The sequence below is a fragment of the Bifidobacterium imperatoris genome (assembly GCF_002860405.1).
In the GTDB taxonomy this organism is placed as follows: domain Bacteria; phylum Actinomycetota; class Actinomycetes; order Actinomycetales; family Bifidobacteriaceae; genus Bifidobacterium; species Bifidobacterium imperatoris.
Genome location: NZ_NMWV01000011.1, coordinates 75390 through 98470 on the forward strand (window position 1 = coordinate 75390; position 23081 = coordinate 98470).

The window sequence follows — 23081 nt, forward strand, 5'->3', positions numbered from 1 at the left end:
GTTCAGACAGTAGGAGTAAATGGTATGGGTAAAAAGGTAACGGTTCTTGGTGCAGGAGCATGGGGTACCGCCTTCGGCCAGGTTTTGGCCGACGCCGGCAATGATGTGACCATGTGGGCCATCGAGCCTGAAATCGTGGAAGGTATTCGCGACCATCATCGCAACGCAGTGCGTCTGCCTTCTGTAGAGAAGCTGCCGGATAACATGACCGCAACCGGTGATCGTGCCGAAGCAGTCAAGAATGCCGAGATCATCGTGGTGGCTATCGCCGCTCAGTTCGCGCGCGTCGCGCTCGCCGAATTCAAGGGGCTGATCCCCGAGAACGCCATTGTGGTGAGCCTGATGAAGGGTATTGAGCGTAAGACCAACAAGCGTATGGACGAAGTGGTACGTGAAGCTCTTGACCTGCCGGCTGACCGTTTCGCCGCCATCTCCGGCCCGAATCTGTCCAAGGAGATTGCTGATCGCCACCCGGCCGCTACCGTGGTGGGTTGCGCCAACCTTGACAATGCCAAGAAGGTGGCAGAGGCCTGCACTACCAGTTATTTCAAGCCATTCGTAACCAACGATGTTATCGGCTTGGAAATGTGCGGCAGCTTGAAGAATGTCACCGCGCTCGCCGTGGGCATGGCTCGTGGCGCTGGCTATGGTGAGAACACCGCCGCCATGATTGAAACCCGCGGTCTTGCCGAACTGACAGCCCTGGGTGACGCTGCCGGTGCTGATCCGAAGACCTTCGCCGGTCTTGCCGGTGTGGGCGATTTGATTGCCACCTGTGGCTCCCCGCTCTCCCGTAACTACACGTTCGGTTCCAACCTGGGCAAGGGCATGAGCGTGGAAGAGGCCACCAAGGTGAGCAACGGTGTGGCTGAAGGCGTGCCGACTACGGATGCGGTCGTGGCGCTCGGCAAGGAACTCGGTGTGCCGACTCCGCTGGCCTACCAGATGAGCCGTGTACTGAACGAGGGTATTTCCTGCGCTGAAATGTTATCCGGATTGTTTGGTCGTGAGATCACAGCCGAGTAGGCTACCAATAGGTTTGAATCGGTTGTAGATAGTACAAAGGATGGTTATGACCAAGAAGCGTATTGTGGTCCTGTATGGTGGGCGCGCAGATGAACACTCCATTTCATGCATTTCCACGGCTGGTGTGCTGGGTGCATTGGATACCGAACGTTTTGAGCCGATTCCGGTTGGCATCACCAAGGATGGCAAATGGATTGTCAACGGTGAAGACCCGCGTGGTTGGTCCCTGGATGGCAATGAGCTGCCGACTGTGAAGATCACGCCGGAATCTCGCCCGGTGATGATTGATCCTTCTCGCGGCAAGGACGGCTTCTTTGCCGGCGAGCCTGAGCACCTCAACGGTGCTGATTCCAACCTTGTTAGCCTCAACGATTCGGAAATGCGCCATACGCTGACTTCTCTGGGTCATGTGGATGCTGTGCTGCCGGTATTGCATGGTCCCTATGGCGAAGATGGTACGGTTCAGGGTCTGCTGGAAATGATGGGTGTGCCATATGTGGGCTGCGGCGTGTTTGCTTCCGCCGCCTGCATGGACAAGCATTACACCAAGATCGTGCTCAACGCTGCTGGCATCCCCACGGCTCCTGGCATCATGGTGGACGCCCGCAACTTCACCGCTGCCGATGTGCTTGAGAAGGTTGAGGCAGCTGGTCTTGCCTACCCGCTGTTCGTCAAGCCTTCCCGCGCTGGCTCCAGCTTCGGCGTGACCAAGGTCGAAAAGGCCGAGGATCGTGAGACCCAGCAGGATAAGCTGGCCGCCGCTGTGGCTACTGCCGGCGAGCACGATTGGAAGGTGCTGATTGAGCAGGGCATCGATGGCCGTGAAATCGAATGTGCCGTGCTGTGCCCGAAGGCCGGTGAAGAGCCTGAGGCCAGCTGGCCGGGTGAAATCGTGCTTGATCATCAGGATGATGATCAGTTCTACGATTTCGATTCCAAGTACATGGATGCTTCTGCCAGCCATGTTGAAGTGCCGGCCAACCTGCCGGTCAGTGTCTTGGAAGATGTGCGTGATGTGGCTCGCCGCGCCTTCAAGGCCGTGGATGGCGCTGGTCTGAGCCGTGTGGACACGTTCGTGACCCCGGACGGTACGGTGATGGTCAACGAGATCAACACGATGCCGGGCTTCACTCCGATTTCCATGTACCCCAAGGCTTGGGAAGCCACTGGAGTCGGCTACACCGAACTCATCACTCGCCTCATCGAAGGCGTGCTGCGCTAAGCGTCCTAAAATTTCGGGAGAAATCCCAAATTCGTGAAAATAAGCCACTGACAGTTGCTCAGTGGCTTATTTTTTTCGTAATTTCGCCATACCTCGTGAAAATGAGCCGCTGCCGGCTCACAGCGCCGACTACGTAATTGACATATCAGTCGGTAACCGTCACTAGTTCACTTTCAGTTTCCTTTTGTTCAACAGCTGTACTGCAAATGGCGAACAGTGTTCACCTGAACGCCAGTGTCGGGACAGATACCCCTCTTATTTTTGTGTTTTGGAATTATGGGCTGCGCAAATCAGTGTGATCAGCGCCCCGACTCCCAGGATTCGGTCTTCTCAAACCGTGTCTGGATGTATGTTGAGCAAAGGAATATCAATGAACAACCTGCGTAAGATTGCAGTTGCCTCCGTGGCTGCCGTGCTCGCGTTCTCAATGGCCGCTTGTGGCTCCTCTAACGCTTCCTCCGATGGTGGCAACTCCGGTTCCACCGGTAAGGCCGTCAAGGTGAACGAAAAGTCCGCCAAGGCTACCTCCCTCTCCGACTTTGGCACTATGGACGACCTGGTCAAGGCCGCTGAAGAAGAAGGTGCCCTGAACGTCATCGCTCTGCCGCACGATTGGTCCAACTACGGTGAAGTGATCAGCACCTTCAAGAAGAAGTATCCGAAGATTAAGATCACCGAACTTAACCCGAACGCTTCCTCCAAGGAAGAGCTTGACGCTGCCAAGACCAACAAGGGCACTGATGCCGCTCCGGATGTGTTCGATGTTGGCCAGTCCATCGCCGCCACCTCTACCGACGCTTTCGCTCCGTACAAGGTGCAGGCTTGGGACAAGATCCCGGACGAGAACAAGGATGCCAACGGCGCTTACTACGCTGACTACACCGGCATCATGTCCATCGGCTGGAACAAGGATAAGTACGGCGATATCAAGTCCCTGAACGACCTGCTCGACCCGAAGTTCGCCGGTACCGTGGCCCTGAATGGCAAGCCTGCCGAGGCTGGCGCTGCCTTCAACGGCTACCTGATGGTCAACCAGCTCGCTGGCGGCGACATCAACAACCTGCAGCCCGGCCTTGACTTCTTCAAGAAGCTCAAGGACTCCGGCAACCTGACCACCGTTGACGTGACCAACGGCACCATCGACTCCGGCCAGACCGGTGTGGTGATGGACTGGACCTACAACCAGGCCTCCTACAAGAAGGAACTGAAGTCCAAGGGCGTGAACTGGGAGTACAAGACCTTCCCGAAGGCTCAGGTCGTCAGCTACTACAACCAGGCCATCAACAAGAATGCTCCGCACCCGGCCGCCGCACGCCTGTGGGAAGAGTACCTGTACACCGCTGAAGCCCAGAACCTGTGGTTCAAGGGTGGCGCCAACCCGGTGCTGCTGGATTCCATGAAGCAGGACGGCACGGTCGATCAGGACACTCTGAAGGATGCCGTGACCATCGAGGGCAAGCCGGTTTCCTACTCCAACGATGATGCCAACCGCATCACCGAATGGCTCCAGAACAACTGGGACAAGACGATCGGCAACTGAGAGTAAGCCTCTCGGGAAAAGGTCTGCACACATTATGACCGCTGCAATCGCACAGAACGGGCCTGCTGCCGCCAAGGCGGCGGGTCCTTCCGCATCTTCTGCTTCCTCCGTGCTGGCCAAGCATCGCCAGGAACTCGGCACCATCGCCGTCTCCCTGCCGTTCTTCGCCTACACTGCATGCTTCCTGCTGGCTCCTACGGTGATTGTGATCGTCGGCGCCTTCCAGGACCGCAATGGCGCCTTTACTCTTGCGAACTTCAATAACCTGTTCGCACCGAATACCATTGCCGCATTCGTCACGTCGATTTTGGTCTCCATCGCATCCTCGGTGATTGGTGCTGTGGTGGGTGGCCTCGCCTCCTACGCACTGGTGATTGGTGCCAAGCCGAATGGCTTGCTGCGTCGCTTGATTTCCGCCATCTCTTCGGTGCTTGCGCAGTTCGGCGGCGTGATGCTGGCGTTCGCGTTCATCGCCACCATCGGCATCAATGGCATCGGCACTATGCTGATCAAAACCTTGACCGGTTACACGGTGAACCCGAATTGGCTGAGCTCCCTGCCTGGCTTGGTGACGATTTACTGTTACTTCCAGATTCCGTTGATGATCATCATCTTCCTGCCGGCGGTCGATTCGATTCGCCCGCAATGGCGTGAAGCCTGCGAATCCTTGGGCGGCAACACTTTCCAGTACTGGACGCGTGTGGCGCTGCCGATTTTGGCACCCCGCTTCATCTCCGCGTTCCTGCTGCTGTTTGCTTCCGCATTCTCCGCATACGCCACCGCAGCTGCTCTGTTCTCTCAGCGTTCGATTCTGGTTCCGCTGATGATTCAAGGCGCTATGCGTAACGAAATGGACGCCAACCAGCAAGGCTTCGCTCAGGTGCTGGCGTTCGCAATGATCGTGGTCGTGGCCATTGTGATGCTGTTGAGCCACGCTGTAGAAAAGAGGGCTGGACGTTGGCAGTGAACGAAACCTCTACGACTGCTGCAGCTTCCGCTGTGAAGCCGCCGCAGCTTCGCGCCGCACGTGTACGCAAGCAAAGCATCATCAAATTCGTGATTCTGTTTGTGACGCTGGCTTTCCTGTTCGTGCCGCTGCTGGCAATGTTGATCTTCACACTGCGTCATCCACTGTCCGGCCGCTGGTCTGCCGCTCCGTGGATTGCGATCTTCACCGGTAATGGCGAATCCTTGGGCGCTGACCTGACCGTGTTGTGGCAAGGCCTTGGCACTTCACTGGCTCTGAGCGTGGTCACCGTGGTAATCATGCTGTTGCTGATGGTGCCCACAATGGTGATTGTGCATATTCGCTCCAAGGCATTGGAACGTGCCATCGAATGGGTGGCGACGCTGCCGCTGACCATTCCGGCCATCGTGCTGGTTGTTGGTTTAGGCCCGATTTATCGCTGGCTGTCCGCTGACGTGCTCAACACCAACCCAATCTGGCTGTGCTTTGCCTATGTGATTTTGGTCATGCCGTTTGCCTTCCGCGCGATTGCCGTGGGTCTGAACTCCATTGATGTGAAGACTTTGGTTGAGGCTTCGCGCTCGCTGGGTGCATCCTGGCCGAAGGTGTTCTTCCGTGTGATCATCCCGAACCTGTGGCAGTCGATTCTTTCTGCCTCCTTCATTTCCATTGCCGTGGTGCTGGGCGAATACACTGTCGCCTCGCTGCTCGGCCGCATGAACCTGCAGGTCGCGCTCTACCAGCTCGGCCAGTCCAATTCGCAAATCTCCACCGCCATGTCGCTACTTGCTTTGCTCTTCGGCGTGGTGCTGCTCGTCGCACTTGACTTGATTTCCGATGCGATGCGCAAATCTAAGGAAGGTAAGTAAGCCATGACTTTCGATCGCAATACTGCGACTGCACCTGTTGCTGCCAGTGCAGCTGCTGTTGAAGACGCATTTAAGAACGACCCCACCGCCACCCTCGAAGGCGTGCAGGGCAAGGACGTAACCAAGGCTGCCAAGGCCCTTTTGAAGGACTCCGCAAAGCGCGGCGGTGGCTCCATCCAGATGCAGGATGTCGTCAAGATTTACCCCGGTGCCACCAAGCGCGCATTGGATGATTTCAACTTGGACATCAAGCCTGGTGAAATGGTGGTGCTGCTCGGCGGTTCCGGCTGTGGCAAGTCCACGGCCCTGCGCTCGCTGGCCGGCCTTGAAGACATTCAGGGCGGTCGCATTATGGTCGGCGGCCAGGATGTGACTGGCGTGCCGGTGAACAAGCGCGAGATGGCTATGGTGTTCCAGGCCTATTCGCTCTTCCCTCATATGACCGCACTCGAGAACGTGGAGTTTGGTCTCGAGGTGCGTGGCGTGAGCAAGGAAGAACGCCGCAAGGTGGCTATGGAGCAGCTTGAATTGGTGGGTTTGGCCGATCAGGCCAAGAAGTACACCCAGCAGATGTCCGGTGGTCAGCAGCAGCGCGTGGCTCTGGCCCGTGCATTGGCCATCAAGCCGCGTGTGCTGCTTTTGGATGAGCCGCTCTCCGCACTGGATGCCAAGGTTCGTGTGCAGCTGCGCGACCAGATTCGCCGCATTCAGCTCAGCACTGGTACCACTACCGTGTTTGTGACCCACGATCAGGAGGAAGCTCTGGCCGTGGCTGATCGCATCGGCGTGATGAACAAGGGCAAGATTGAGCAGATCGCCGCCCCGCAGGACCTCTACCAGCGCCCGGCCACCGAATACGTGGCTACCTTCATCGGTTTGACCAACCGCTTGCCTGGTGCCTCCAATGGTGAGGAGGCTGTGGTGTTCGGTCAGCGTCTGCCGCTGATCGCCGGTTCCGCCACCGGTGATTCGGTAGCTGTGCTGGTGCGCCCGGAGAATCTTGCGTTGTCGCTGCCTGATCAGCATAATTCCAAGGTTGGTGAGCGCGCCCGCGTGGAAGTCATTCACTTCCTTGGCTCTCTGGTGCGTGTGGACACCGTGATTACCTCCGGCGAATTCCAGCGCTGGAATAAGGGCGAGCAGCTGAAGGTCACCGTGCAGCTGCCGGCCAATGAGCTGCCGGCCGGCCTGTCTTCCGGCGATGACGTCATCGTTACGCCGCGTCCGGTCGCCGCGCTTGCCTGCTGAGTGTCAGTAGATAGATGAGAATGAGCCGCCAACAGTAATGCTGGCGGCTTATTTTTTGAAAACAGGCATTAACTCGAAAATTTAAGCCGCTACCGTTGCTGCATTATGTGCCGTATCCTGAGAACAAAGGACACGAGCCGTACTGAGTAGGGGAATGAGTATGAGCCAACCGATGCCGCAACAGCAGCCGCAACCGTCTTTGCCGCAGCTGAACCTTCCGCCATCGCAATGGTCGGAAGCGCCTCAGCCATCTCAGCCCCAGCGCAACTGGTGGTTTGTGGCACATCGTCGCTTCACATTGATCGGTGTGGCGCTCACTCTGATGATAGTGTTCTGGCTTGGTCTGAATTTCTTGGCCATTGGCGCTTTGCATCAGCTGTTTGGCTCCAACGTGCCCGCTTGGGCTTCATTATTGGCCTCTTCTGGACCGCTCTATGTGGTGGCAATGCCGCTCAGCATGCTGATTTTCACACTGGTGCCGGCAATCAAGACTCGTCAGTATGCCATGAAACCGGGCGAATTTATTCAACTGTTTATCATGTGCGTGCCGGTGATGTACTTGGGCAACATTATTGGCAATATTCTCTCCGCTGTTATGACGGACGGTCAGGCTACCAACAGGCTCAATAGTGTGGTGGCAGGTAACGACTGGTGGGTGAATGCGCTCTATATCGGCATTCTGGCCCCCATATTCGAGGAATGGATTTTCCGCAAGGAGATTATTTCCCGTGCTCGTCGGTATGGCGAGAAAACCGCAATAGTTTTCTCCTCATTGGCATTTGCCTTGTTCCACATGAACCTGTTCCAGTTCTTCTATGCTTTTGGCCTGGGACTGATTTTCGGATACGTTTACATGCGCACTTCGAAACTTCGCTACACCATAGCCATGCATATGATTATTAATCTCAATGGAACGGTACTGGCGCCGTTGCTGTTGAATGCGGTGGATCCGAAGCTGCTGAATGGCGGCATGAGTCAAAGCGAAGTCATGCAGATGATGGAAAGCGGCAATACCGGTGGGGTGGAGATTGTCGGCATGTATGGCACAGCGCTTATCGCATTGCTGATTGCTGGCATTGTGCTACTGGTGCGATGGAGCCGGCAGCGCCGCTGGGAGTTCTATCCTGCTCCTGAGGAACTGCCGGCAGGTCTGAAAGTTCGCACGGCATACGCAAACCCTGGTGTCATTGTGTACTTGCTGCTCACTGTGGGGCTCACCGTGTGGATGCTGTTTGTGTGATACAGCGGTAGTGCTGATATGAAAAAGCCGAGACTATTAAGGTCTCGGCTTTTTCATATCAGCACTACCGCAGTCACAGATTATCGGAGGAACCACCGTCTTCCACTAGGTACTGCTGATCCGATTCCGCAATAGCGCGGGCGGCCTTATCGCGAATGGTGGAAAGCAGCACGCCTTGGCGGGCAAACAACAGTACTTCACCGGTCATGCCGTACGGGGAGAATCCGGTGAACTTTACCAGCGGCGGCTGGCCTTCCAGAGTCAGGTCTGCGATGGCTGGAGTTACAAGGGCAAGGATATTACGGCTGACCTCGCTGGGGTCGCTGGACGCCTTGGCCGTGAACTCCAATGAGGTCATGCTTTCGCTCAATGGGGCAAGCTTGGTGAGTGCCGCCGTATTGAGCACGGAATTCGGAATAACCATAATGTCGCCACCGCGGGTGCGGACGGCGGTATGACGCCATGTAATGTCATGTACCACGCCAGTCACGCCCTGCACGGTCACCAGATCGCCAGGCTGAATTACACGGCCGAGCATTAGGCCGAAGCCGCCAATCACATTCGCTATCGTATCCTTGAGTCCCAGCGATAAGGCAACACCACCAACGCCAAGAGCGGTAACCAGTGTGGTTGGATTAATGCCGAACACTGGTTGCAGCACCATCGCGATAGCTGCCACCCAAATCAGCACACGCGTCAGATTGACGAAAATCGAAGCGCTTGGAATCTGGGAATTATCCAGTACTGTTCTTAGCAGTCGACTCAATACGCGGTCGGCAGCAAACGCCACCACAATCATGAGAATCAGCCAAATCAGTCGGCCGGTGTTTGCTTGGAACCATTGTGCAATAGTTGTTTCAAAATCGCCCATAGTGCTCACTGTATCGAGAGTATTGGTGGAATTTGTGGAGATAGGTGGACGTTTGCTGAACGTGCAGAGGTTCGCAAACGTTTTTGACTACTCCTGATGCTCGCGACAGGTCTGGCCAAGTCCTCGAGCCAAACGAATCGGATCGAGAATCTCATCAAGCTGCTCAGCAGGCAGATCAGTGCGCTCGCCGGCTACTTCACGGACCGTGCGACCTGTGTGAACCGCTTCGGCCGCAATATCCGCAGCCTTCTCATAGCCGATGTAGTGGTTGAGCGCGGCGGAAATCGAAGGAGAAGATTGTGCATAGGCGCGGCCGATTTCAGCATTGATTTCAATACCTTCCACACAATTGGTGCGGAAGATTGTCATGGCGCGGGTGAGCAACGCCATGCCGGTAAGCAGCTCATGCACCATCAGCGGGTCGAATGCGTTGAGCTGTAATTGACCCTCGGCAACAGCCCAATTCACGGTTACATCCATGCCGAAGATGCTGAAACAGCATTGGTTGACGCATTCTGGAATCACCGGATTCACCTTGGCCGGCATAATCGACGAACCAGCCTGACGGGCCGGAACATTGAGGTCATTGAAACCGCAGCGTGGGCCGGAATTGAGCAGACGCAAATCGTCGGCTGCCTTCTTGAGATGCACGGCCAAGCTTTTCACGGCGGCGGATGTGGCCACATAAGCGCCCATATCGGTCATGGCGGCCACTGGGTCGGGAGCAGCGGTAATGGGTAGGCCGGTGATATTCGCCAAATGCTCAGTGGCGGATTTACGGAATCTGAGGTCCGCGCAGATGCCGGTGCCGATGGCGGTGGCGCCAAGATTCAGCTGGGCCAGTAGCGGAACCACGCGGTCGAATGCGGCCAAGTCGGACTTCAACAGGGTGGCGAAGGAGTGGAACTCCTGACCGTACGTCATTGGCACGGCATCCTGCAACTGGGTGCGGCCAATGGTCACATCGTTGATGTGTTTATCCGCCAGATCATGGAATGCCTTGGCCAGCTTTTTGGTGGCCTCAGCCAGCGGTCCGATGGCATCGATCAGTGCCAGTTTGCAGGCGGCAGGATAGGTGTCGTTTGTGGATTGAGATTCGTTGACATCATCGTTGGGGTGAATGTAATGATAATCGCCGCGCTTATGGCCGGCGATCTCCAATGCGCGGTTTGCGATGACCTCGTTCATGTTCATATTCGACGAGGTGCCGGCACCTCCCTGCATCACGTCAACCGGGAATTGGTCGGCAAGCTTGCCGAGTTCGATTTCCTGACAAGCCTGGCGAATCGCTACGGCTTTGGCATGATCGAGCAGTCCGAGTTCCTCATTGGCGATGGCGCAGGCGCGCTTAACCGTGGCGTAGGCGCGAATCAGCTCAGGGTGCTGGCCATCGGTGATGCCGGAAACAGGGAAGTTTTCAATGGCTCGTTGGGTGTGAATGCCCCAATACACATTGTCGGGCACCTCTAGTGTGCCGATGCAGTCATGTTCCAAACGGGTGGTGATATGTTCGCTCATAATCCCCATCTTCCTGTGTTGCGGTCTGAAACGCCAGCATTGAGGGTGGATTGCGCCTTGTGAGAAACCTTGTGAGGCGAAGTGCTAGCTATCCAGTTTTCGGGCGTTATGTGCGAAGATGCGGTTCCAATACGTGAGCATATTCTCGCGGCTCATGGCAAGATAAATGCCCATAGCCAGTACGGCCACATCTTCCTTGAGCAGGTCCTTCAGCTCTATGGTGCCGCTCAATTCCGGCCAGCGTTGCAGTACGGCCAGCATACCGCCAACAGAGAATTCGACCATCAGATCGGTTTTCAAATCAAGGTTATCGGGGTCTTTTTGCAGCATGCTGATCATTTGCAAGCGTGCGAAGTCGCGCAGTGATTCAGCGAGCTCAACCGTGCTATGCGGGCCGGCGAGTAGAACCAAACGGTCGAGACGACGATGCTGATTGGGGTCCGAGAGCAAGGCGGTGACGCGTTGACGCCATTGCTCTTCAGGATCGCCACTTGGGTCTGGAGCTTGGTTGATCGGGATGGCTTCCACCTGATGCATGATGGCGGAATCGGCCAATTCGGGAAGGCTGGAGAAATGATAGTAGAAGGAGTTTCGGTTCACGCCGGCTTCGTGCACCACATCGGTGACGGTGATCTTGCGGTAATCGCGGTCGGCGAGCAGTTCCCAGAAGGCGTTTTCCAGACGGTCTCGAGCGGGAAGCACTTCGGAGTCATTGCGTGGGCGTGGCATGGTGTCCTCTTTCGCTGCTGTTGTGAGAGTGGTCAGGGTGTCTAATTTTGAAAATTATTATACAATCCAACTAATTTTTGGCAAGCGATACCATCCGCATTATTGTTCAGCGGATTGCTGAGATTCAGGTTGAGGTTCTGCCTCCGATGGCTGTGATGATGGCTGTGATGCTTGAGCTTGTTGCGGGCGCTTCGACTTGGCGGTGGAAGCGCGGAACAAAATCAGTAATGCTGAAGTCAGATGGCGGCGATCCTCAGGCGTAAGACCAACGAAAGCGCCCAGCATTGATGGAATCGATGCCGGGAATCTGCTCATCATTTCACTGAAACTATTGGCACCCGTGGCATGCAGCACAGTGAACAAAGCATCCACAGCGCGCTCGCGTTGCTCAGTAGTCAGATTCGTAATCCACTGGTTCAATTCCTCATTGAACAATTGCGAACTTGAACTTAAATCCGGTTCGGTGACGAACCTGTCACCATCCACCTGCCAGGTATAAGCCGAATGCTGCATGATGCCTTCCGAATCGGAGGCCACCACGCGGCAAGGCTCTGGGGTATCGAAAATCATGCCCACAATCGAGGAACTGGGCACGATTTTCGTCACCTTCGGCTGAATACCCAAATAGGCGGGACTGGAAACCACATACGACGGGAAACCGGGGCTGTCCAGCGAATAGACGTGCTGAATACGCTTCTGTACGGCAGGCTCCGCATTCATCGCGGCGTAAATGGCCAGATTGCCGCCTTTCGAATGCCCCACCAAAATAATCGGACCAGCCCAAAGACGTGCGACGGTATCCAGATAGGCGCTGGCGGCACGTTGGGCAGGCACTGGGTACTGGAAGGTCATGTTGAAATCTTCCTTCCAGCCGATGAGTGAATCATCGGTGCCTCTAAAGGAGATGACCAGTGTGCCTTTATGCGTGGGGTTGCGGCGGTTGCGGCCATCCGGCAGCTGGAATGTGGCGGCTGCGAACTGTGTTTGTTCGCCTCGGTTGACATGTTCCACCACTGCGCCGAGTCGCACGTTGGCAAAGCGCGAGGATTGCGCGCATGCCTGGAACAAATCGTGGGTAAGGTCAGGGTTGATAACCGACACCACTTGAGGCTCATGCGGCTTGTCGTCGGCAGTTGAGGCGAGCGAGCGGTGCAGTTCCTGATTCGCTTCCGCAAGACTCACCGATTCAAGCGCAGGGCGCCAGAGATTCTTCAACCAAATAACAGGATGCTTGGGCTCGAAAGCGCGCAGACGCGACGCGAATGAGGCGCCGGCCGATGGCTGGGACTCGTCCAACATAAGTGTGGGACTGATATTGGCCACATCCTCATAAATCAGTGTGGCAATCACCAGTGCATCGACTTCGTTGAATGGTTCTGCCTGAAACGAGCGTTCCTCGGCGTGCACGTATTCGATGATGCCACTCATACTGTGCCCCCTTGGTTGCGGCTCGTTACTCAGCTTGATCGCCTGGCCGGTGAAGTTGCCTTATTGCCCGTTCCTGCTTTTAAGAATATTACGAATGTGATTACCGGCCCGTCTGTGACTCTCTCATGGCGAACTATTTCAATGGTTTTCTCGCCATTCCTGGAGTTGATGATGGGTATGGATTGCAGCGAGTGGCTATTGCTGCATGGGGCCGAGGTCGAAGCGCGATAGGTCAACATGTTCATGCTCCAATAATTCGGCTTTGACATCCAGCCTTCCACCATATCCACCAAACGATCGGCCTGCCCCGACTACTCGATGGCAGGGCACGATGATGGTGATGGGGTTATGCTTCACAGCGCCACCCACCGCTTGCGCAGCCATTCGCCCGCCGCCTCGGCGTTCAGCAAGTTCGGCGGCCAGCTCACCGTAAGTCACCGTTTGCCCGTATGGAATCTCCGCTACCAGTTGCCAGACTTCCTTCTGGAAGGGCGTGCCATGCGGTGCAAGCGGGGGAGCGGAGTCAATGCTTGGGCACCCGCCGGCAAAATAGGCGGCAAGCCATTGACGGGTTTGCTGAAATACTGGCAGATTCGTATCTCCCGCGGTGCATTCGGATGCGTTGGTTTTTGCCCACCACCAATCTTCAAGGCAAAGTTCCGTGAGCGAGACGCCATCCGAGCCCATAAGCATTCGACCGATGGGCGTCTCTGCCGTGGCGCGGAATGTGGCGGATGGTAATGATGATGTCATACTGTCTATTATTGGTCTGACGTAAATGTAAAACCCTGCCAATCGGTGTTGATTGGCAGGGTTTTACGCTAAAGAAGCTAGAGAACCGGAACTCAGGCCTCAACGAACTTCAGGAAAGCGTCGGCCTCGGCGGCAAGCTTGGTCTTGCCTTCGTCGGCCAGCTGGTGGTTGAAACCGTTCTTGTGCAGGCTGCCCACAACGAATAGAAGCTTGGTCATTGCATCCCCCTTGTATTAGGTGTTTACCGAAAATCATTGTGCGCCGCGGTGTCTGACAATTGCTTCGCGTTGGGCGTAGAGAGCAGCGTGTGGCGAACTATTGTGAGCAAGGTCACATTGAGATGGAATGAGTGGGAGTGATCAGCGAGAGTGGAGCATGATGTTTTGCGGTGATGCCGCTCGTGGAAAAACGTTGAAATTCTGCGGAGACACGCGGGGATGATGCATTTTTCCGCAAAGTAGCGTATCTTATTCACCTGTTGCTTCAAACAACACATGCGGACATAGCTTAGTTGGTAAAGCGCAACCTTGCCAAGGTTGAGACCGCGGGTTCGAGTCCCGTTGTCCGCTCTCGGAAGACTGAACATTTGATTCAGTCTGATGGATGACCCGGGCGGTTGGCGCAGTGGTAGCGCACTTCCCTGACACGGAAGGGGTCACAAGTTCGAATCTTGTATCGCCCACTCGCATAGGCCGGCTTTGTGCCGGTTTTTCTATGCCAATCGGGCGATTGGCGCAGCGGCTAGCGCACTTCGTTCACACCGAAGGGGTCGTAGGTTCGATTCCTACATCGCCCACCCGATTTCCCGCCCAGCTAGGCGGGATTTTTTGTTTACAAACCGCGCTGCTTCAAGGCCGCCACTATCTGCACATAGAACTCACGTACATCGAATCCCGGAATATTCTCGCGGTTGAGATCGATCATATCCGCGTGGGAAATACCTCGAGTGCCGTTTGGCTCCAACCAAGTAAACCGTTCACCCCACGGGAATGACGGTTGGGCCACGAGCCCATCATTCGGACCGTCAAACCATTTGACCAACGGGTAGGTGAAATTGAGTGGGAACTTGCCTGTGGTGGCATGGGCCAGCTTGGAGCCGACGCTTTGGCAGATGATGCCGGCGAACGGTCCTGTGGTGCTCGCGTTGCCATGAAGCTCATTCGCATCGCCGATCTCGGCATTGAGCCGAGCGCATCCGGCCTGAGTTAAATCATGTACAGCTGCCATGAAATCGGGCTGCTTATCGCCCAGATGCGAGGCTGCGGTGTTGTATGCCGCTTCTACTTGTTTTTGTGCGGCAAGGGGAATCTTTTCCAGGAGATAGTCGGCGAAACCACAGCCGCGATGCGGTGTATTAATGGTGGTCAGCGACGCAACATATGGTGCCGCACCGCAGCGCGCAATGGCATAGCGCATGTCCAATCCACCCTTGGAATGCGCGATGACATTGACTTTGCCGCAGCCGGTGGTCTGAACAATGTGCAGGATGCGTTCGGTCAGCTCTCGTGCAGAATCCGGCACCGATGCTGCGGACTGATGATTGCCGTAATAAATCACCGCACCATTGCGTTGCAATTCAGCGGGAATACGCCCCCAATAATTCAGCGCTTTTGTGTCGCGGAAGAATACGCCGTGCACCAATAGCACGGGGTAGCGCGTGGCGCAGATGCGAGCTGCAGCGCGAGCGCGATTGAGCTGTTCCTTTGCCGATTCAAAACGTACTTCCTCATCTACTGTGCGGATAATAAGCCGCAGTGCAATAAGGTTGGCAATGGGAATCCAGCCACACAGCACGCCGATAACACGAATTTTGATGCCAAGCTGCACTGAAGTGACATAGACGGTGATAATGCCGATCCAGAAAATAATGGATTCGAGAATGATGGTGAGTGCTAGGGCGACTGTCCAGCTTGGCCAGCTATTTGCCCAAGGCGTTGGCCAGTCGGCGGCCAACATGGTGGTGAGGGAAGCGATGAGCGTCACAGTGGCAATAAGTGTGGTCCACCAGAAAATCCTGAGCATAATGACGCCGAAGCGGCATGCGGCAATGCGACCGGTCATAGTGCCTATGGTAGGCGCGAATAATCCGCGCACACTTTGGTGGAGATGAACAATACGTGTAGGGATTCTTGTTCCTTTTCCGGGCATATTTTTCTCGGACGGTGATGCTGTGCGGGGTCTACACTGTGCAGCATGGCTGGATTGGCTCGATACTCCAATGTGATTTTCGATTTTTGCGACGTCTTAGTTGATTGGCAGCCGCGTGTGCCGCTGGAAGGGCAGGCACCGGACGAGGTAATCGACCATCTGTTCGACCGCAATGATCCCTATGGTTTCTGGCATTACGACGAGCTCTCTGATCTTGGTTGGAGCGAGGAGAGGATTCTGGCTGATTATGCCCGGCATCATGGGTTATCTGGAGGCGAACAGGAGCAAGCGTTCCGGCTGTATTTTGAGCGTCAGAAACTGGCATTGGTGGGTATGCTGCCAGGGATGCCGGAAATTTTGCATGATTTAGATGCTGCAGGAGTGCGCTGCTGGGGCTTGACCAATTTCACAGTCAAGTACGTTGATGCAGCTCGTGAGCTATTCCCGGCTTTGGGATTACTCAAGGACGTTGTGGTTTCCAGTGCCGAACAGATTCACAAACCGGATCTTGAAATCTTCAAGCGAGCCATCGCCCGCTTTGGTATAGACCCTGCATGCACCGCATTCGTGGACGATAAACCGTGGAATGCCGAAGCCGGCACTGCGGCAGGCTTGCACGGCATCCGCTTCACTGGTGCTGATGCGCTGCGCGCCCAGCTGTTCGGCTAACAGGCATACGAACTGATATTGATATGGCAAGGTCCTGATTGCGGGAACAATCAGGACCTTAAAAGGAAGTTGATGAGAGCTGTTTACGGCAACTGTAGCGGCTCGTCTTCCTCTCGCGGATGCTTCTTACGCCACCATTGCTGCACGAAGTATGCGGCATAGCAAAGCGCAAGGAATGCCAGCTCCGCGCCCAGCGCGAATCGCTGTTCCTTATCGAAGAAGACCAGCAGGAACGAAGCAGTGCACAGAATGAACGCACCCCAAGAAGTCCACGGATAGCCTGGAGTACGGTACTTCAACTCCTCTGCGGTATGCCCCGAAGCAATCCAACGCTTGCGGAACACAATCTGGCAGTAGGCGATGGCGATCCACACCACCACTGCGGACAAACCGGAAAGCGCCACCAGTACCAGATATACGGTGGATGCAGCCACCACGGAAGAGAGCAGCGCCAACAGACCACCGGCCATAGCTGTGCACAGTGCCAGCACCGGCACACCGTGGCGATTCGTCTTGGCAAACCAGTGAGGAATCATGCCCTCATGGCCCATCGACCACACCATGCGCGTGGAAGCGTAGAGGCCGGAATTGGAAGCGGAGAGCACAGCGGTCAGCACCACGAAGTTCATAATATCCGCGGCATACGGAATGCCGATGGAACTGAACACCAGCACGAACGGGCTTTCGCCCACACCGGCTTCGCGCCACGGAATCAAAGCGCACATCACCACAATGGAGCCAATGAAGAACAGCACCAAACGCCACAGCGTAGTGTGAATAGCCTTCGGCACGGCGGTTTCCGGGTCTCGCGTCTCGCCAGCGGTCACGCCAATAAGCTCAGTGCCGGAGAATGCGAAGTTCACAGTCAAGATCGTGGCGAACACCGGCATGAAACCATTCGGGAAGATACCGTCCTTCACCAGATTGCCGAACATGGGGGCGTGGCTATAGCCCTTCATCGGAATAATGCCGAAAATCGCCAGCAAGCCGATGGCGATAAACGCACAAATGGCAAACACTTTAATAGAGGCAAACCAGAACTCAGCCTCCGCAAAGAATCGAACGGACAGTGCGTTCAATGTAAAAATCAGCACAATGCAGGCCGCTGACCATGCCCATGTTGGCGTATCCGGGAACCAGCGTTGCATCAATAGACCTGCTGCCGTGAACTCTGAGCCGAGCGCCACAGTCCATGTGAGCCAATACTGAATTGCAATCACGAAGCCGGTGCCTGGGCCAATGAACTTTTCCGCATAGACATGGAACGAACCGGTGACCGGCATTGCTACGGACAGTTCGCCGAGCGTCAGCATCACCAGGTACACAATCACGGCGCCAATGGCGTACGCCAAAATCGTGCCCATAGGGCCCGCCTGTTGAATCGTATAGCCGGAGCTCAAGAACAGGCCTGTGCCGATCACGCCGCCGAGCGAAATCATCTGCAGATGGCGTGATTCCATGCCACGCTTCAGATTTGTGTGCAGCGCGTGCTTGGTGTGTTCTTTACCGATATGGCTTGGTTCAGTGCCGGCGGTGTCGGCGTTGCTGGTGCCATCGTTCACTGTGGACGGCGACTGTGCCGCCTGGTCGGTTTCGGGTTGACTCATGTTGCTCTCTCTGACATGCGCGTTCCGTGGATAGACTCCCACAAGAGAGCCCGGAATAGTATACGTTGAAGGGGCTACGCGTGTACTGCGAACTGTTTTGCGAGGCTTTAGTGATGATGACATTGCCTGATATTGTTCACGTTCCGTTCAACTAAAACGGTGCTTTGCAGCTTTGCTGCACTTTTACGATGGAGACAGTCGTTATTTTGTGAGGAGTATTTTTCATGAGCGCTGCCAACATCGCGTCATCGCCCGCGAGCGGTACCAGTAATAAACTGTCCGCCCGCGAGAAGAAGTGGATTATCTACGATGTGGGCAATTCGGCATTCGTGCTGCTCTCTACCGCCGTGGTGCCGATTTATGCGAAATCTCTGATGCCTTCGGATGGCAACATCGTGTCCGCCTGGGGTTATGCGCAGACGATAGCTTCGCTGGTCATCGCATTGCTGATGCCGCTGCTTGGTTCTATCGCCGATGTGCAGGGCATGAAAATCAAGTTCTTCCTAGGCTTCTTCGGTACTGGCGTGGTGATGTGTTGCGCTATGGCACTGCCGCTAACCTGGCTGCCATTTCTTATTATTTATGTGCTTGCCACCATTGGTTTGAATGGCTCGCTTACGTTCTACGATTCAATGCTGATTGACACCACCACGAACGAGCGTATGGATAAGGTGTCTTCGCATGGGTACGGCTGGGGTTATGTGGGCTCCACGGTGCCGTTCATCGTGTGCATTGCGCTGATTTTCGGCGGGCCCGCACTGTTCGATTGGTCCACTGTAGCCTGCACACGCGCAAGCTTCGTGATTACTGCTGTCTGGTGGGTGGCGTTTACGATTCCGCTGATTACCAGCTACCGGCAGGTGCATTACCGCGCAACCCGCGACCATGCGCGTGAGGCGATTCGCGGCACCTTTACCGAGCTTGGTTCTACGTTCGGCAAGATCGTGAAGAACAAGCCGCTGTGGATGTTCATGCTTGCGTTCTTCTTCTACATCGACGCTGTGAACACGGTGATTTCGATGAGCACCTCCTATGGCACGCAGCTCGGCATCGACTCCACCCAGCTGGTGGTAGCGCTGTTGGTTACGCAGTTCGTGGCCTTCCCGTGCGCGATCTTGTACGGTCGACTGGCCGGACGCTTCGGTTGCAAGCCGATGATCACCGCGGCAGTGGTGGCATACATGGGCATCGTGTTCTTTGCCACGTTCTTTCTGAAGACGGCAGTGGAATTCTGGATTCTGGCGATTTTGGTCGGCATGTTCCAGGGCGGCATCCAGGCGCTTTCTCGCTCGTACTATGGCAAGATCATTCCGAAGGATCACGCCAACGAGTACTACGGCTTCTACGATATCTTCGGCAAAACCGCTTCGATCTTGGGTACGTTCCTAGTCGCCACAACGACTTCCCTGACCGGCAACGCCAGTTTCGGTGTACTTTCTATTGCCATCCTTCTGGTCGTCGCCCTGGTCTTCCTCACGTTGCAGAAAGATCCGACCAGGGCGGCGTGATATTCAGCCTTCAGCCTTGCAATAGTGCGGCTGCCTCGTCATACTCAGGGCATTGAGGCACGCCATTGATACTGCGGGTAATGGCGATGGATGTGGCGGCATTGGCCAGTTTGACGGCATCGGTGAGATCACGCCCCTCGGCCAGCATGGCGCACATTACACCGGTATGGCAGCCGCCTGCGGAACGGGTGTGCACCGCCTTGGTGGGGAATCCTGGAATGTGCACGGTCTCTCCGCCTGGCTCGCGTACCCAAGCGCCTAAGGAACCTACGCGTACCACCAATGGGGCGCGCAACGTATGGCCAAGACCATCACATAACTGGTGCATGAAATCATCCAAGCCGCCGCCGATAGTCACCTTGCTGTCATCAATCGGTGCACCGAGACGCTCAGCCAAAGTGGTGGCTTCTTGACGATTGCACGACCAAATCGGGCGTGCGAGCACCAAGTCCTCAAGCATATGGTCGTTCACCAAGCGCAGCGTATTGGTGGGGTTGATGACGAGTGCATAGTCGCGTTTGGTTGGGTCGGTGCCGGCTCGCAATAGGAATCCGTCCACGCCGGCTGCGGTATGGTCCATCAGCGTATTGCCGCTGATATGCACCACATCATGATCCTGCGGCTCCAACATGTCGAACGTGTCCACGCCGCCATGAGCTTCAGCACCATAGGAGGCGATGAACGTTTTCTTCGGCTCCCCGGAACTCAGCACAACGCGGAAGCCGGAATCTTCATCCAGCCGGTCCTGGCCGATATGGTTGATGCCGTTATCTTGGAATGATTGGCGAATGAAGTTGGCCCACAATCCGTTGCCGAGAATGCCGGCGTGCTCGGATTGCACACCCATGCGGCTTGCCGCTTCCAGCACGCGGTAACTGCCGCCGATGGCAGGCTTGGGGTGGTCGGCCACGGCAAAGCCGCCCTGCGGAGGTACGGCGTCCACGTTCATCATGATGTCTACCCACACCTGCCCCAAAGAAATCACGCTCGGGTGATGGGTGCCAATGCCTCTTCTCAGGTCTAACATGCCAGCCTCCTTTTGCTAGTCCATGCCGCGGGCGACGTACTACCATGCACGTTGAGTGCCGCGGGGAGCCCCTTCGCTCCTGTTCCCTTATACCGAGATTATAAGAGAGGTGGCTGTGCTGGGAATAGACAAAACGGCGAGTCTTATTGAGTAATCACTGGGTAATTCATGGGTGCACGCTGATGATTCAGAACATCGCAAGCGCGAAATCGACCAGCAGTTTGATGCCATACAACGTAATGACTCCGCCACATACGCGATTGAGTACATTGATGATGCGCGGGCTGAACTTGTGAGCGAAGGCGTTGACGACAAGCGTGACGCCAAAGAACCAGAGCACGGAGGCGGTTTCGACGCCGGTGATGAACGGTGTGGTCTGCTGCGCGTTGAGAGTGGCCGAGAATGCGCCAAGCATCAGCGTACCGTCGATAATGGCCTGCGGGTTGAACCAGGTGACGGCGCACGCGGTGCCGATGGTGCTGAGCAGACCTTGTACGCCGAGGTGCTGTGATGGAACCCGCGCGGCGTTAGGGGATGGGGAACTATTGCCGCCGCCGGTCGCCGTATCAGGCATAGCGCCGGTTCCGGCTTGATTGGCGGTGACGCGACTCTTGTGCGGCAACGCCAAGCCCAGCCCTATGCGAATCACCACCAATCCACCCAGCCCGAGCACGATATTCTCTAGCCATGCGTGGGACTGCATCAGCGCTCCGATGCCGAAGAAACAGGACAGCGATAGTGTCATGTCGAAGAAAATGACAATCAGCGCTGTGAGGAGCGCGTTGCGTCGTGTGCGCGTCAGGGCTGAATTGATGACGAACATATTCTGCATGCCGATGGGCGCGATGTAGGCAAGTCCCATCGTCAATCCCTGAATATACAGGCCCATGTTGCATCCTTCCGTTCCCTCGCGCACGTCTGCATTGGTTTGGCTGGATTGGTCACATCCAACTAAACCAGCCAAATCGCAATGGTGTTGTCTCTTTTCGATGGAATTGATATCTCAACAATCCCATTCATTCCAAAGCTATTGCCCTATGCTAAGCAATCGGCTACACTTGGCAACCAGCCAAGGTGACGGTATGGCACCCAGCCAAATATGATGCAATGACTGGAAAGGGGGAATCATGGCGCGCATCGCTCCGCTGGAAATCGATTGGAAGCCGAATCGCGAGGAGACGCGTCCGGTCACCGAACAGATCGTGGATTTCATGTGTGGGCGCATCGCGTCCGGCGCGTGGCCGATTGGTTCGCGCCTTCCCAGCCAACGCGCGTTGGCGGATGCGTTCGGCGTGAACCGGTCCACTGTCATCGCTGCGGTTGAGGAATTGGCCGATTATGGCATTGTCGAGGGTCGGCATGGCGCGGGCACACGTATTGTCAGCAACACGTGGTCGTTGATGCTTTCCGGCGCGCCTGACTGGGCGGATTATGTGGCTTCCGGTTTCTTCAAGGCGAACAACGACACGATTCAGTCCATTAACCGTTATGAATTCGACTCCGCCAAGACACGGTTGGGCACTGGGGAGCTTGACCCTCGTCTGTTCCCGCGTGAGATGTGGCGGCGCGTGGCATGCGAGGCGGCCGACGAGATCGATTCGCTCGGCTACCCTCCTCCCGAAGGACTGGATGTGTTGCGCGAGGCCGTCGCCTCTCATATGCGCTCGTGGAATGTGGACTGCAATCCGGAGCAGGTGCTGATTTCGTCAGGTGCATTGCAGGGTCTGCAGATGATTTCGGTGAGCCTGCTGTCTTCGGGGTCGACCGTCTATGCCGAGGCGCCCAGCTATATCAAATCGCTGCAGGTGTTCCAGTCGGCAGGCATGAGGCTTGCCGGAGTGCCGATGGGTGTCGACGGCCTCGATGTGCATGCGCTGGACGCGTCGTTACGCGAGAGGGCTGGCACAGGCTCGGGTCCCGGTCCACGCTCCGGTCAGGGCAGCGGCGGCAATGGCGGCAAGAATAGTAGTGCGGTGCTCTATACGATTCCAACCAACCACAATCCGACCGGCCTAACGATGCCGGCCGATCGCCGTCATCTGCTGATTGATGCATGCGTTGCGAATCGTCTGCCGATTATCGAGGACTGTGCTTATCAGGATCTGGTGTTTGATGGCGATGCGCCGACTTCGCTCAAGGCCTTTGACGACACCGGCATGGTGATTACGGTGGGAAGCGCATCAAAGTCACTGGCACCGGGATTGCGTATTGGATGGGTGGTGGCCGACGAGCGAATCGTGCATCGTCTGGCTGACGTCAAAATGCAGATGGACTATGGTGCCAGCACGCTGAGCCAATGGGTGTTCGCGCGATTCCTCACCTCCGGGATGTATGGCGAATATTTGGAACAGCTGCGCGCGGAATTGCGCCGTCGTCGAGATGCCGCGTTGGAGACTCTGGAGCGTTTGTTCTCGGTGCGCGCTCACTGGAATGTGCCGCAAGGTGGCTTTTACATTTGGTTGACCTTTGATGAGCCGGTGCGTATGGGGCGTCTTTTCCAGCGTGCGCTTGAGCATGGCGTGCTACTTAATCCTGGCGATATCTACGATTTCGCCGGCGATAACTCGCTGCGTTTGAGCTATGCGTACACGACGCCGGAGGAGTTTGCGCGTGCCGCCGAAGTGGTCGCATCGCTGGTATGAGATGTGCGGCCGCCTGAGTCGCATCGAATTTCGAGGCGTTCCGCTAGACTCGCTCAAAGTGCTCAAGTC

Annotated in this window: 20 protein-coding genes and 3 tRNA genes; 13 read left to right on the forward strand and 10 right to left on the reverse strand. The window is 56.0% G+C overall.

Translation table 11 applies throughout. The features are described 5' to 3' along the window. The first annotated feature begins 24 nt into the window (after window positions 1-24). The 7 genes from Tam1G_RS04540 (at window position 25) to Tam1G_RS04570 (ending at window position 8112) form a co-directional block, all read left to right on the forward strand. Window positions 25-1026: an NAD(P)H-dependent glycerol-3-phosphate dehydrogenase gene (locus Tam1G_RS04540; protein ID WP_101625625.1), complete on the forward strand. Its 1002-nt coding sequence runs from the start codon at window positions 25-27 to the stop codon at window positions 1024-1026. Between the two features lie 46 nt (window positions 1027-1072). After that, window positions 1073-2248 carry a D-alanine--D-alanine ligase family protein gene (locus Tam1G_RS04545; protein ID WP_101625626.1) on the forward strand — a complete coding sequence of 392 codons (1176 nt, stop codon included), beginning with the start codon at window positions 1073-1075 and terminating at the stop codon, window positions 2246-2248. A 370-nt stretch (window positions 2249-2618) separates the two neighbouring features. Continuing rightward, the gene (locus tag Tam1G_RS04550; protein ID WP_101625627.1) at window positions 2619-3788 is read left to right on the forward strand and encodes an ABC transporter substrate-binding protein; all 1170 of its coding nucleotides are present in this window, start codon (window positions 2619-2621) and stop codon (window positions 3786-3788) included. A gap of 34 nt (window positions 3789-3822) precedes the next feature. Further along, window positions 3823-4755, forward strand: coding sequence for an ABC transporter permease (locus Tam1G_RS04555; protein ID WP_101625628.1), 933 nt, complete (start codon window positions 3823-3825; stop codon window positions 4753-4755). After that, complete coding sequence (locus Tam1G_RS04560) at window positions 4746-5624, forward strand: ABC transporter permease (RefSeq protein ID WP_165781904.1); 879 nt, start codon at window positions 4746-4748, stop codon at window positions 5622-5624. Before Tam1G_RS04555 ends, Tam1G_RS04560 begins: the two co-directional genes overlap by 10 nt. A 3-nt stretch (window positions 5625-5627) precedes the next feature. After that, on the forward strand, window positions 5628-6872 hold the full coding sequence (locus Tam1G_RS04565; RefSeq protein ID WP_242689705.1) for an ABC transporter ATP-binding protein: 1245 nt from the start codon (window positions 5628-5630) through the stop codon (window positions 6870-6872). A gap of 160 nt (window positions 6873-7032) precedes the next feature. Then, window positions 7033-8112, forward strand: coding sequence for a CPBP family intramembrane glutamic endopeptidase (locus tag Tam1G_RS04570; RefSeq protein WP_101625629.1), 1080 nt, complete (start codon window positions 7033-7035; stop codon window positions 8110-8112). A gap of 73 nt (window positions 8113-8185) precedes the next feature. Here the strand turns inward: Tam1G_RS04570 and Tam1G_RS04575 are convergent, their stop codons facing one another. From Tam1G_RS04575 to Tam1G_RS12005, 6 genes are all read right to left on the reverse strand, one after another. Next, window positions 8186-8983: a mechanosensitive ion channel family protein gene (locus Tam1G_RS04575; protein WP_101625630.1), complete on the reverse strand. Its 798-nt coding sequence runs from the start codon at window positions 8981-8983 to the stop codon at window positions 8186-8188. A gap of 87 nt (window positions 8984-9070) precedes the next feature. Beyond that, entirely contained in the window at window positions 9071-10501 is a 1431-nt protein-coding gene (locus tag Tam1G_RS04580) for an aspartate ammonia-lyase (RefSeq protein ID WP_081890018.1), read from the reverse strand. Window positions 10502-10585: 84 nt separating this feature from the next. Further along, window positions 10586-11230, reverse strand: coding sequence for a TetR/AcrR family transcriptional regulator (locus Tam1G_RS04585; protein WP_101625631.1), 645 nt, complete (start codon window positions 11228-11230; stop codon window positions 10586-10588). A gap of 99 nt (window positions 11231-11329) precedes the next feature. After that, entirely contained in the window at window positions 11330-12658 is a 1329-nt protein-coding gene (locus Tam1G_RS04590) for a DUF2974 domain-containing protein (RefSeq protein ID WP_033890598.1), read from the reverse strand. A 195-nt stretch (window positions 12659-12853) separates the two neighbouring features. After that, window positions 12854-13411, reverse strand: coding sequence for a methylated-DNA--[protein]-cysteine S-methyltransferase (locus Tam1G_RS04595; RefSeq protein WP_033890597.1), 558 nt, complete (start codon window positions 13409-13411; stop codon window positions 12854-12856). 92 nt (window positions 13412-13503) lie between these two features. Further along, on the reverse strand, window positions 13504-13629 hold the full coding sequence (locus Tam1G_RS12005; protein WP_161786488.1) for an NAD(P)H-dependent oxidoreductase: 126 nt from the start codon (window positions 13627-13629) through the stop codon (window positions 13504-13506). A 278-nt stretch (window positions 13630-13907) separates the two neighbouring features. Here Tam1G_RS12005 and Tam1G_RS04600 point away from each other — a divergent pair. From Tam1G_RS04600 to Tam1G_RS04610, 3 genes are all read left to right on the forward strand, one after another. After that, a tRNA-Gly gene (locus Tam1G_RS04600) sits at window positions 13908-13980 on the forward strand. A 41-nt stretch (window positions 13981-14021) separates the two neighbouring features. Further along, window positions 14022-14093: transfer RNA gene (locus Tam1G_RS04605), tRNA-Val, on the forward strand. Between the two features lie 41 nt (window positions 14094-14134). Then, a tRNA-Val gene (locus Tam1G_RS04610) sits at window positions 14135-14207 on the forward strand. Between the two features lie 35 nt (window positions 14208-14242). Here Tam1G_RS04610 and Tam1G_RS04615 read toward each other — a convergent pair. Further along, window positions 14243-15472, reverse strand: coding sequence for an esterase/lipase family protein (locus Tam1G_RS04615; RefSeq protein WP_101625633.1), 1230 nt, complete (start codon window positions 15470-15472; stop codon window positions 14243-14245). 132 nt (window positions 15473-15604) lie between these two features. Between Tam1G_RS04615 and Tam1G_RS04620 the strand changes: the two genes are divergently transcribed. Beyond that, window positions 15605-16228 (forward strand): HAD family hydrolase, encoded by a 624-nt coding sequence (locus Tam1G_RS04620; protein ID WP_033890595.1) that lies wholly within the window; start codon window positions 15605-15607, stop codon window positions 16226-16228. 83 nt (window positions 16229-16311) lie between these two features. Here Tam1G_RS04620 and Tam1G_RS04625 read toward each other — a convergent pair whose 3' ends face one another. Next, complete coding sequence (locus tag Tam1G_RS04625) at window positions 16312-17835, reverse strand: amino acid permease (RefSeq protein ID WP_033890594.1); 1524 nt, start codon at window positions 17833-17835, stop codon at window positions 16312-16314. A 224-nt stretch (window positions 17836-18059) separates the two neighbouring features. Between Tam1G_RS04625 and Tam1G_RS04630 the strand changes: the two genes are divergently transcribed. After that, window positions 18060-19343: an MFS transporter gene (locus Tam1G_RS04630; protein ID WP_033890593.1), complete on the forward strand. Its 1284-nt coding sequence runs from the start codon at window positions 18060-18062 to the stop codon at window positions 19341-19343. Window positions 19344-19353: 10 nt separating this feature from the next. On the opposite strand, the gene Tam1G_RS04635 is transcribed toward Tam1G_RS04630, so the two are convergent. Both Tam1G_RS04635 and Tam1G_RS04640 read right to left on the reverse strand, forming a co-directional pair. Continuing rightward, the gene (locus Tam1G_RS04635) at window positions 19354-20370 is read right to left on the reverse strand and encodes a PfkB family carbohydrate kinase (protein ID WP_033890592.1); all 1017 of its coding nucleotides are present in this window, start codon (window positions 20368-20370) and stop codon (window positions 19354-19356) included. A gap of 187 nt (window positions 20371-20557) precedes the next feature. After that, window positions 20558-21259 (reverse strand): LysE/ArgO family amino acid transporter, encoded by a 702-nt coding sequence (locus Tam1G_RS04640; protein ID WP_101625634.1) that lies wholly within the window; start codon window positions 21257-21259, stop codon window positions 20558-20560. A 238-nt stretch (window positions 21260-21497) separates the two neighbouring features. Here Tam1G_RS04640 and Tam1G_RS04645 point away from each other — a divergent pair, with 238 nt between their 5' ends. Beyond that, window positions 21498-23012: an aminotransferase-like domain-containing protein gene (locus tag Tam1G_RS04645; RefSeq protein ID WP_101625635.1), complete on the forward strand. Its 1515-nt coding sequence runs from the start codon at window positions 21498-21500 to the stop codon at window positions 23010-23012. The last annotated feature ends 69 nt before the right edge of the window (window positions 23013-23081 follow it).

Coding starts and splice junctions, on each gene's coding strand:
- Tam1G_RS04615 (WP_101625633.1), bottom strand. CDS start 15,472: ATGACCGGTCGCATTGCCGCATGCCGCTTCGGCGTCATTATGCTCAGG.
- Tam1G_RS04640 (WP_101625634.1), bottom strand. CDS start 21,259: ATGGGCCTGTATATTCAGGGATTGACGATGGGACTTGCCTACATCGCG.
- Tam1G_RS04645 (WP_101625635.1), top strand. CDS start 21,498: ATGGCGCGCATCGCTCCGCTGGAAATCGATTGGAAGCCGAATCGCGAG.
- Tam1G_RS04625 (WP_033890594.1), bottom strand. CDS start 17,835: ATGAGTCAACCCGAAACCGACCAGGCGGCACAGTCGCCGTCCACAGTG.
- Tam1G_RS04580 (WP_081890018.1), bottom strand. CDS start 10,501: ATGAGCGAACATATCACCACCCGTTTGGAACATGACTGCATCGGCACA.
- Tam1G_RS04565 (WP_242689705.1), top strand. CDS start 5,628: ATGACTTTCGATCGCAATACTGCGACTGCACCTGTTGCTGCCAGTGCA.
- Tam1G_RS04630 (WP_033890593.1), top strand. CDS start 18,060: ATGAGCGCTGCCAACATCGCGTCATCGCCCGCGAGCGGTACCAGTAAT.
- Tam1G_RS04575 (WP_101625630.1), bottom strand. CDS start 8,983: ATGGGCGATTTTGAAACAACTATTGCACAATGGTTCCAAGCAAACACC.
- Tam1G_RS04550 (WP_101625627.1), top strand. CDS start 2,619: ATGAACAACCTGCGTAAGATTGCAGTTGCCTCCGTGGCTGCCGTGCTC.
- Tam1G_RS04595 (WP_033890597.1), bottom strand. CDS start 13,411: ATGACATCATCATTACCATCCGCCACATTCCGCGCCACGGCAGAGACG.
- Tam1G_RS04540 (WP_101625625.1), top strand. CDS start 25: ATGGGTAAAAAGGTAACGGTTCTTGGTGCAGGAGCATGGGGTACCGCC.
- Tam1G_RS12005 (WP_161786488.1), bottom strand. CDS start 13,629: ATGACCAAGCTTCTATTCGTTGTGGGCAGCCTGCACAAGAACGGTTTC.
- Tam1G_RS04590 (WP_033890598.1), bottom strand. CDS start 12,658: ATGAGTGGCATCATCGAATACGTGCACGCCGAGGAACGCTCGTTTCAG.
- Tam1G_RS04570 (WP_101625629.1), top strand. CDS start 7,033: ATGAGCCAACCGATGCCGCAACAGCAGCCGCAACCGTCTTTGCCGCAG.
- Tam1G_RS04635 (WP_033890592.1), bottom strand. CDS start 20,370: ATGTTAGACCTGAGAAGAGGCATTGGCACCCATCACCCGAGCGTGATT.
- Tam1G_RS04555 (WP_101625628.1), top strand. CDS start 3,823: ATGACCGCTGCAATCGCACAGAACGGGCCTGCTGCCGCCAAGGCGGCG.
- Tam1G_RS04545 (WP_101625626.1), top strand. CDS start 1,073: ATGACCAAGAAGCGTATTGTGGTCCTGTATGGTGGGCGCGCAGATGAA.
- Tam1G_RS04585 (WP_101625631.1), bottom strand. CDS start 11,230: ATGCCACGCCCACGCAATGACTCCGAAGTGCTTCCCGCTCGAGACCGT.
- Tam1G_RS04620 (WP_033890595.1), top strand. CDS start 15,605: ATGGCTGGATTGGCTCGATACTCCAATGTGATTTTCGATTTTTGCGAC.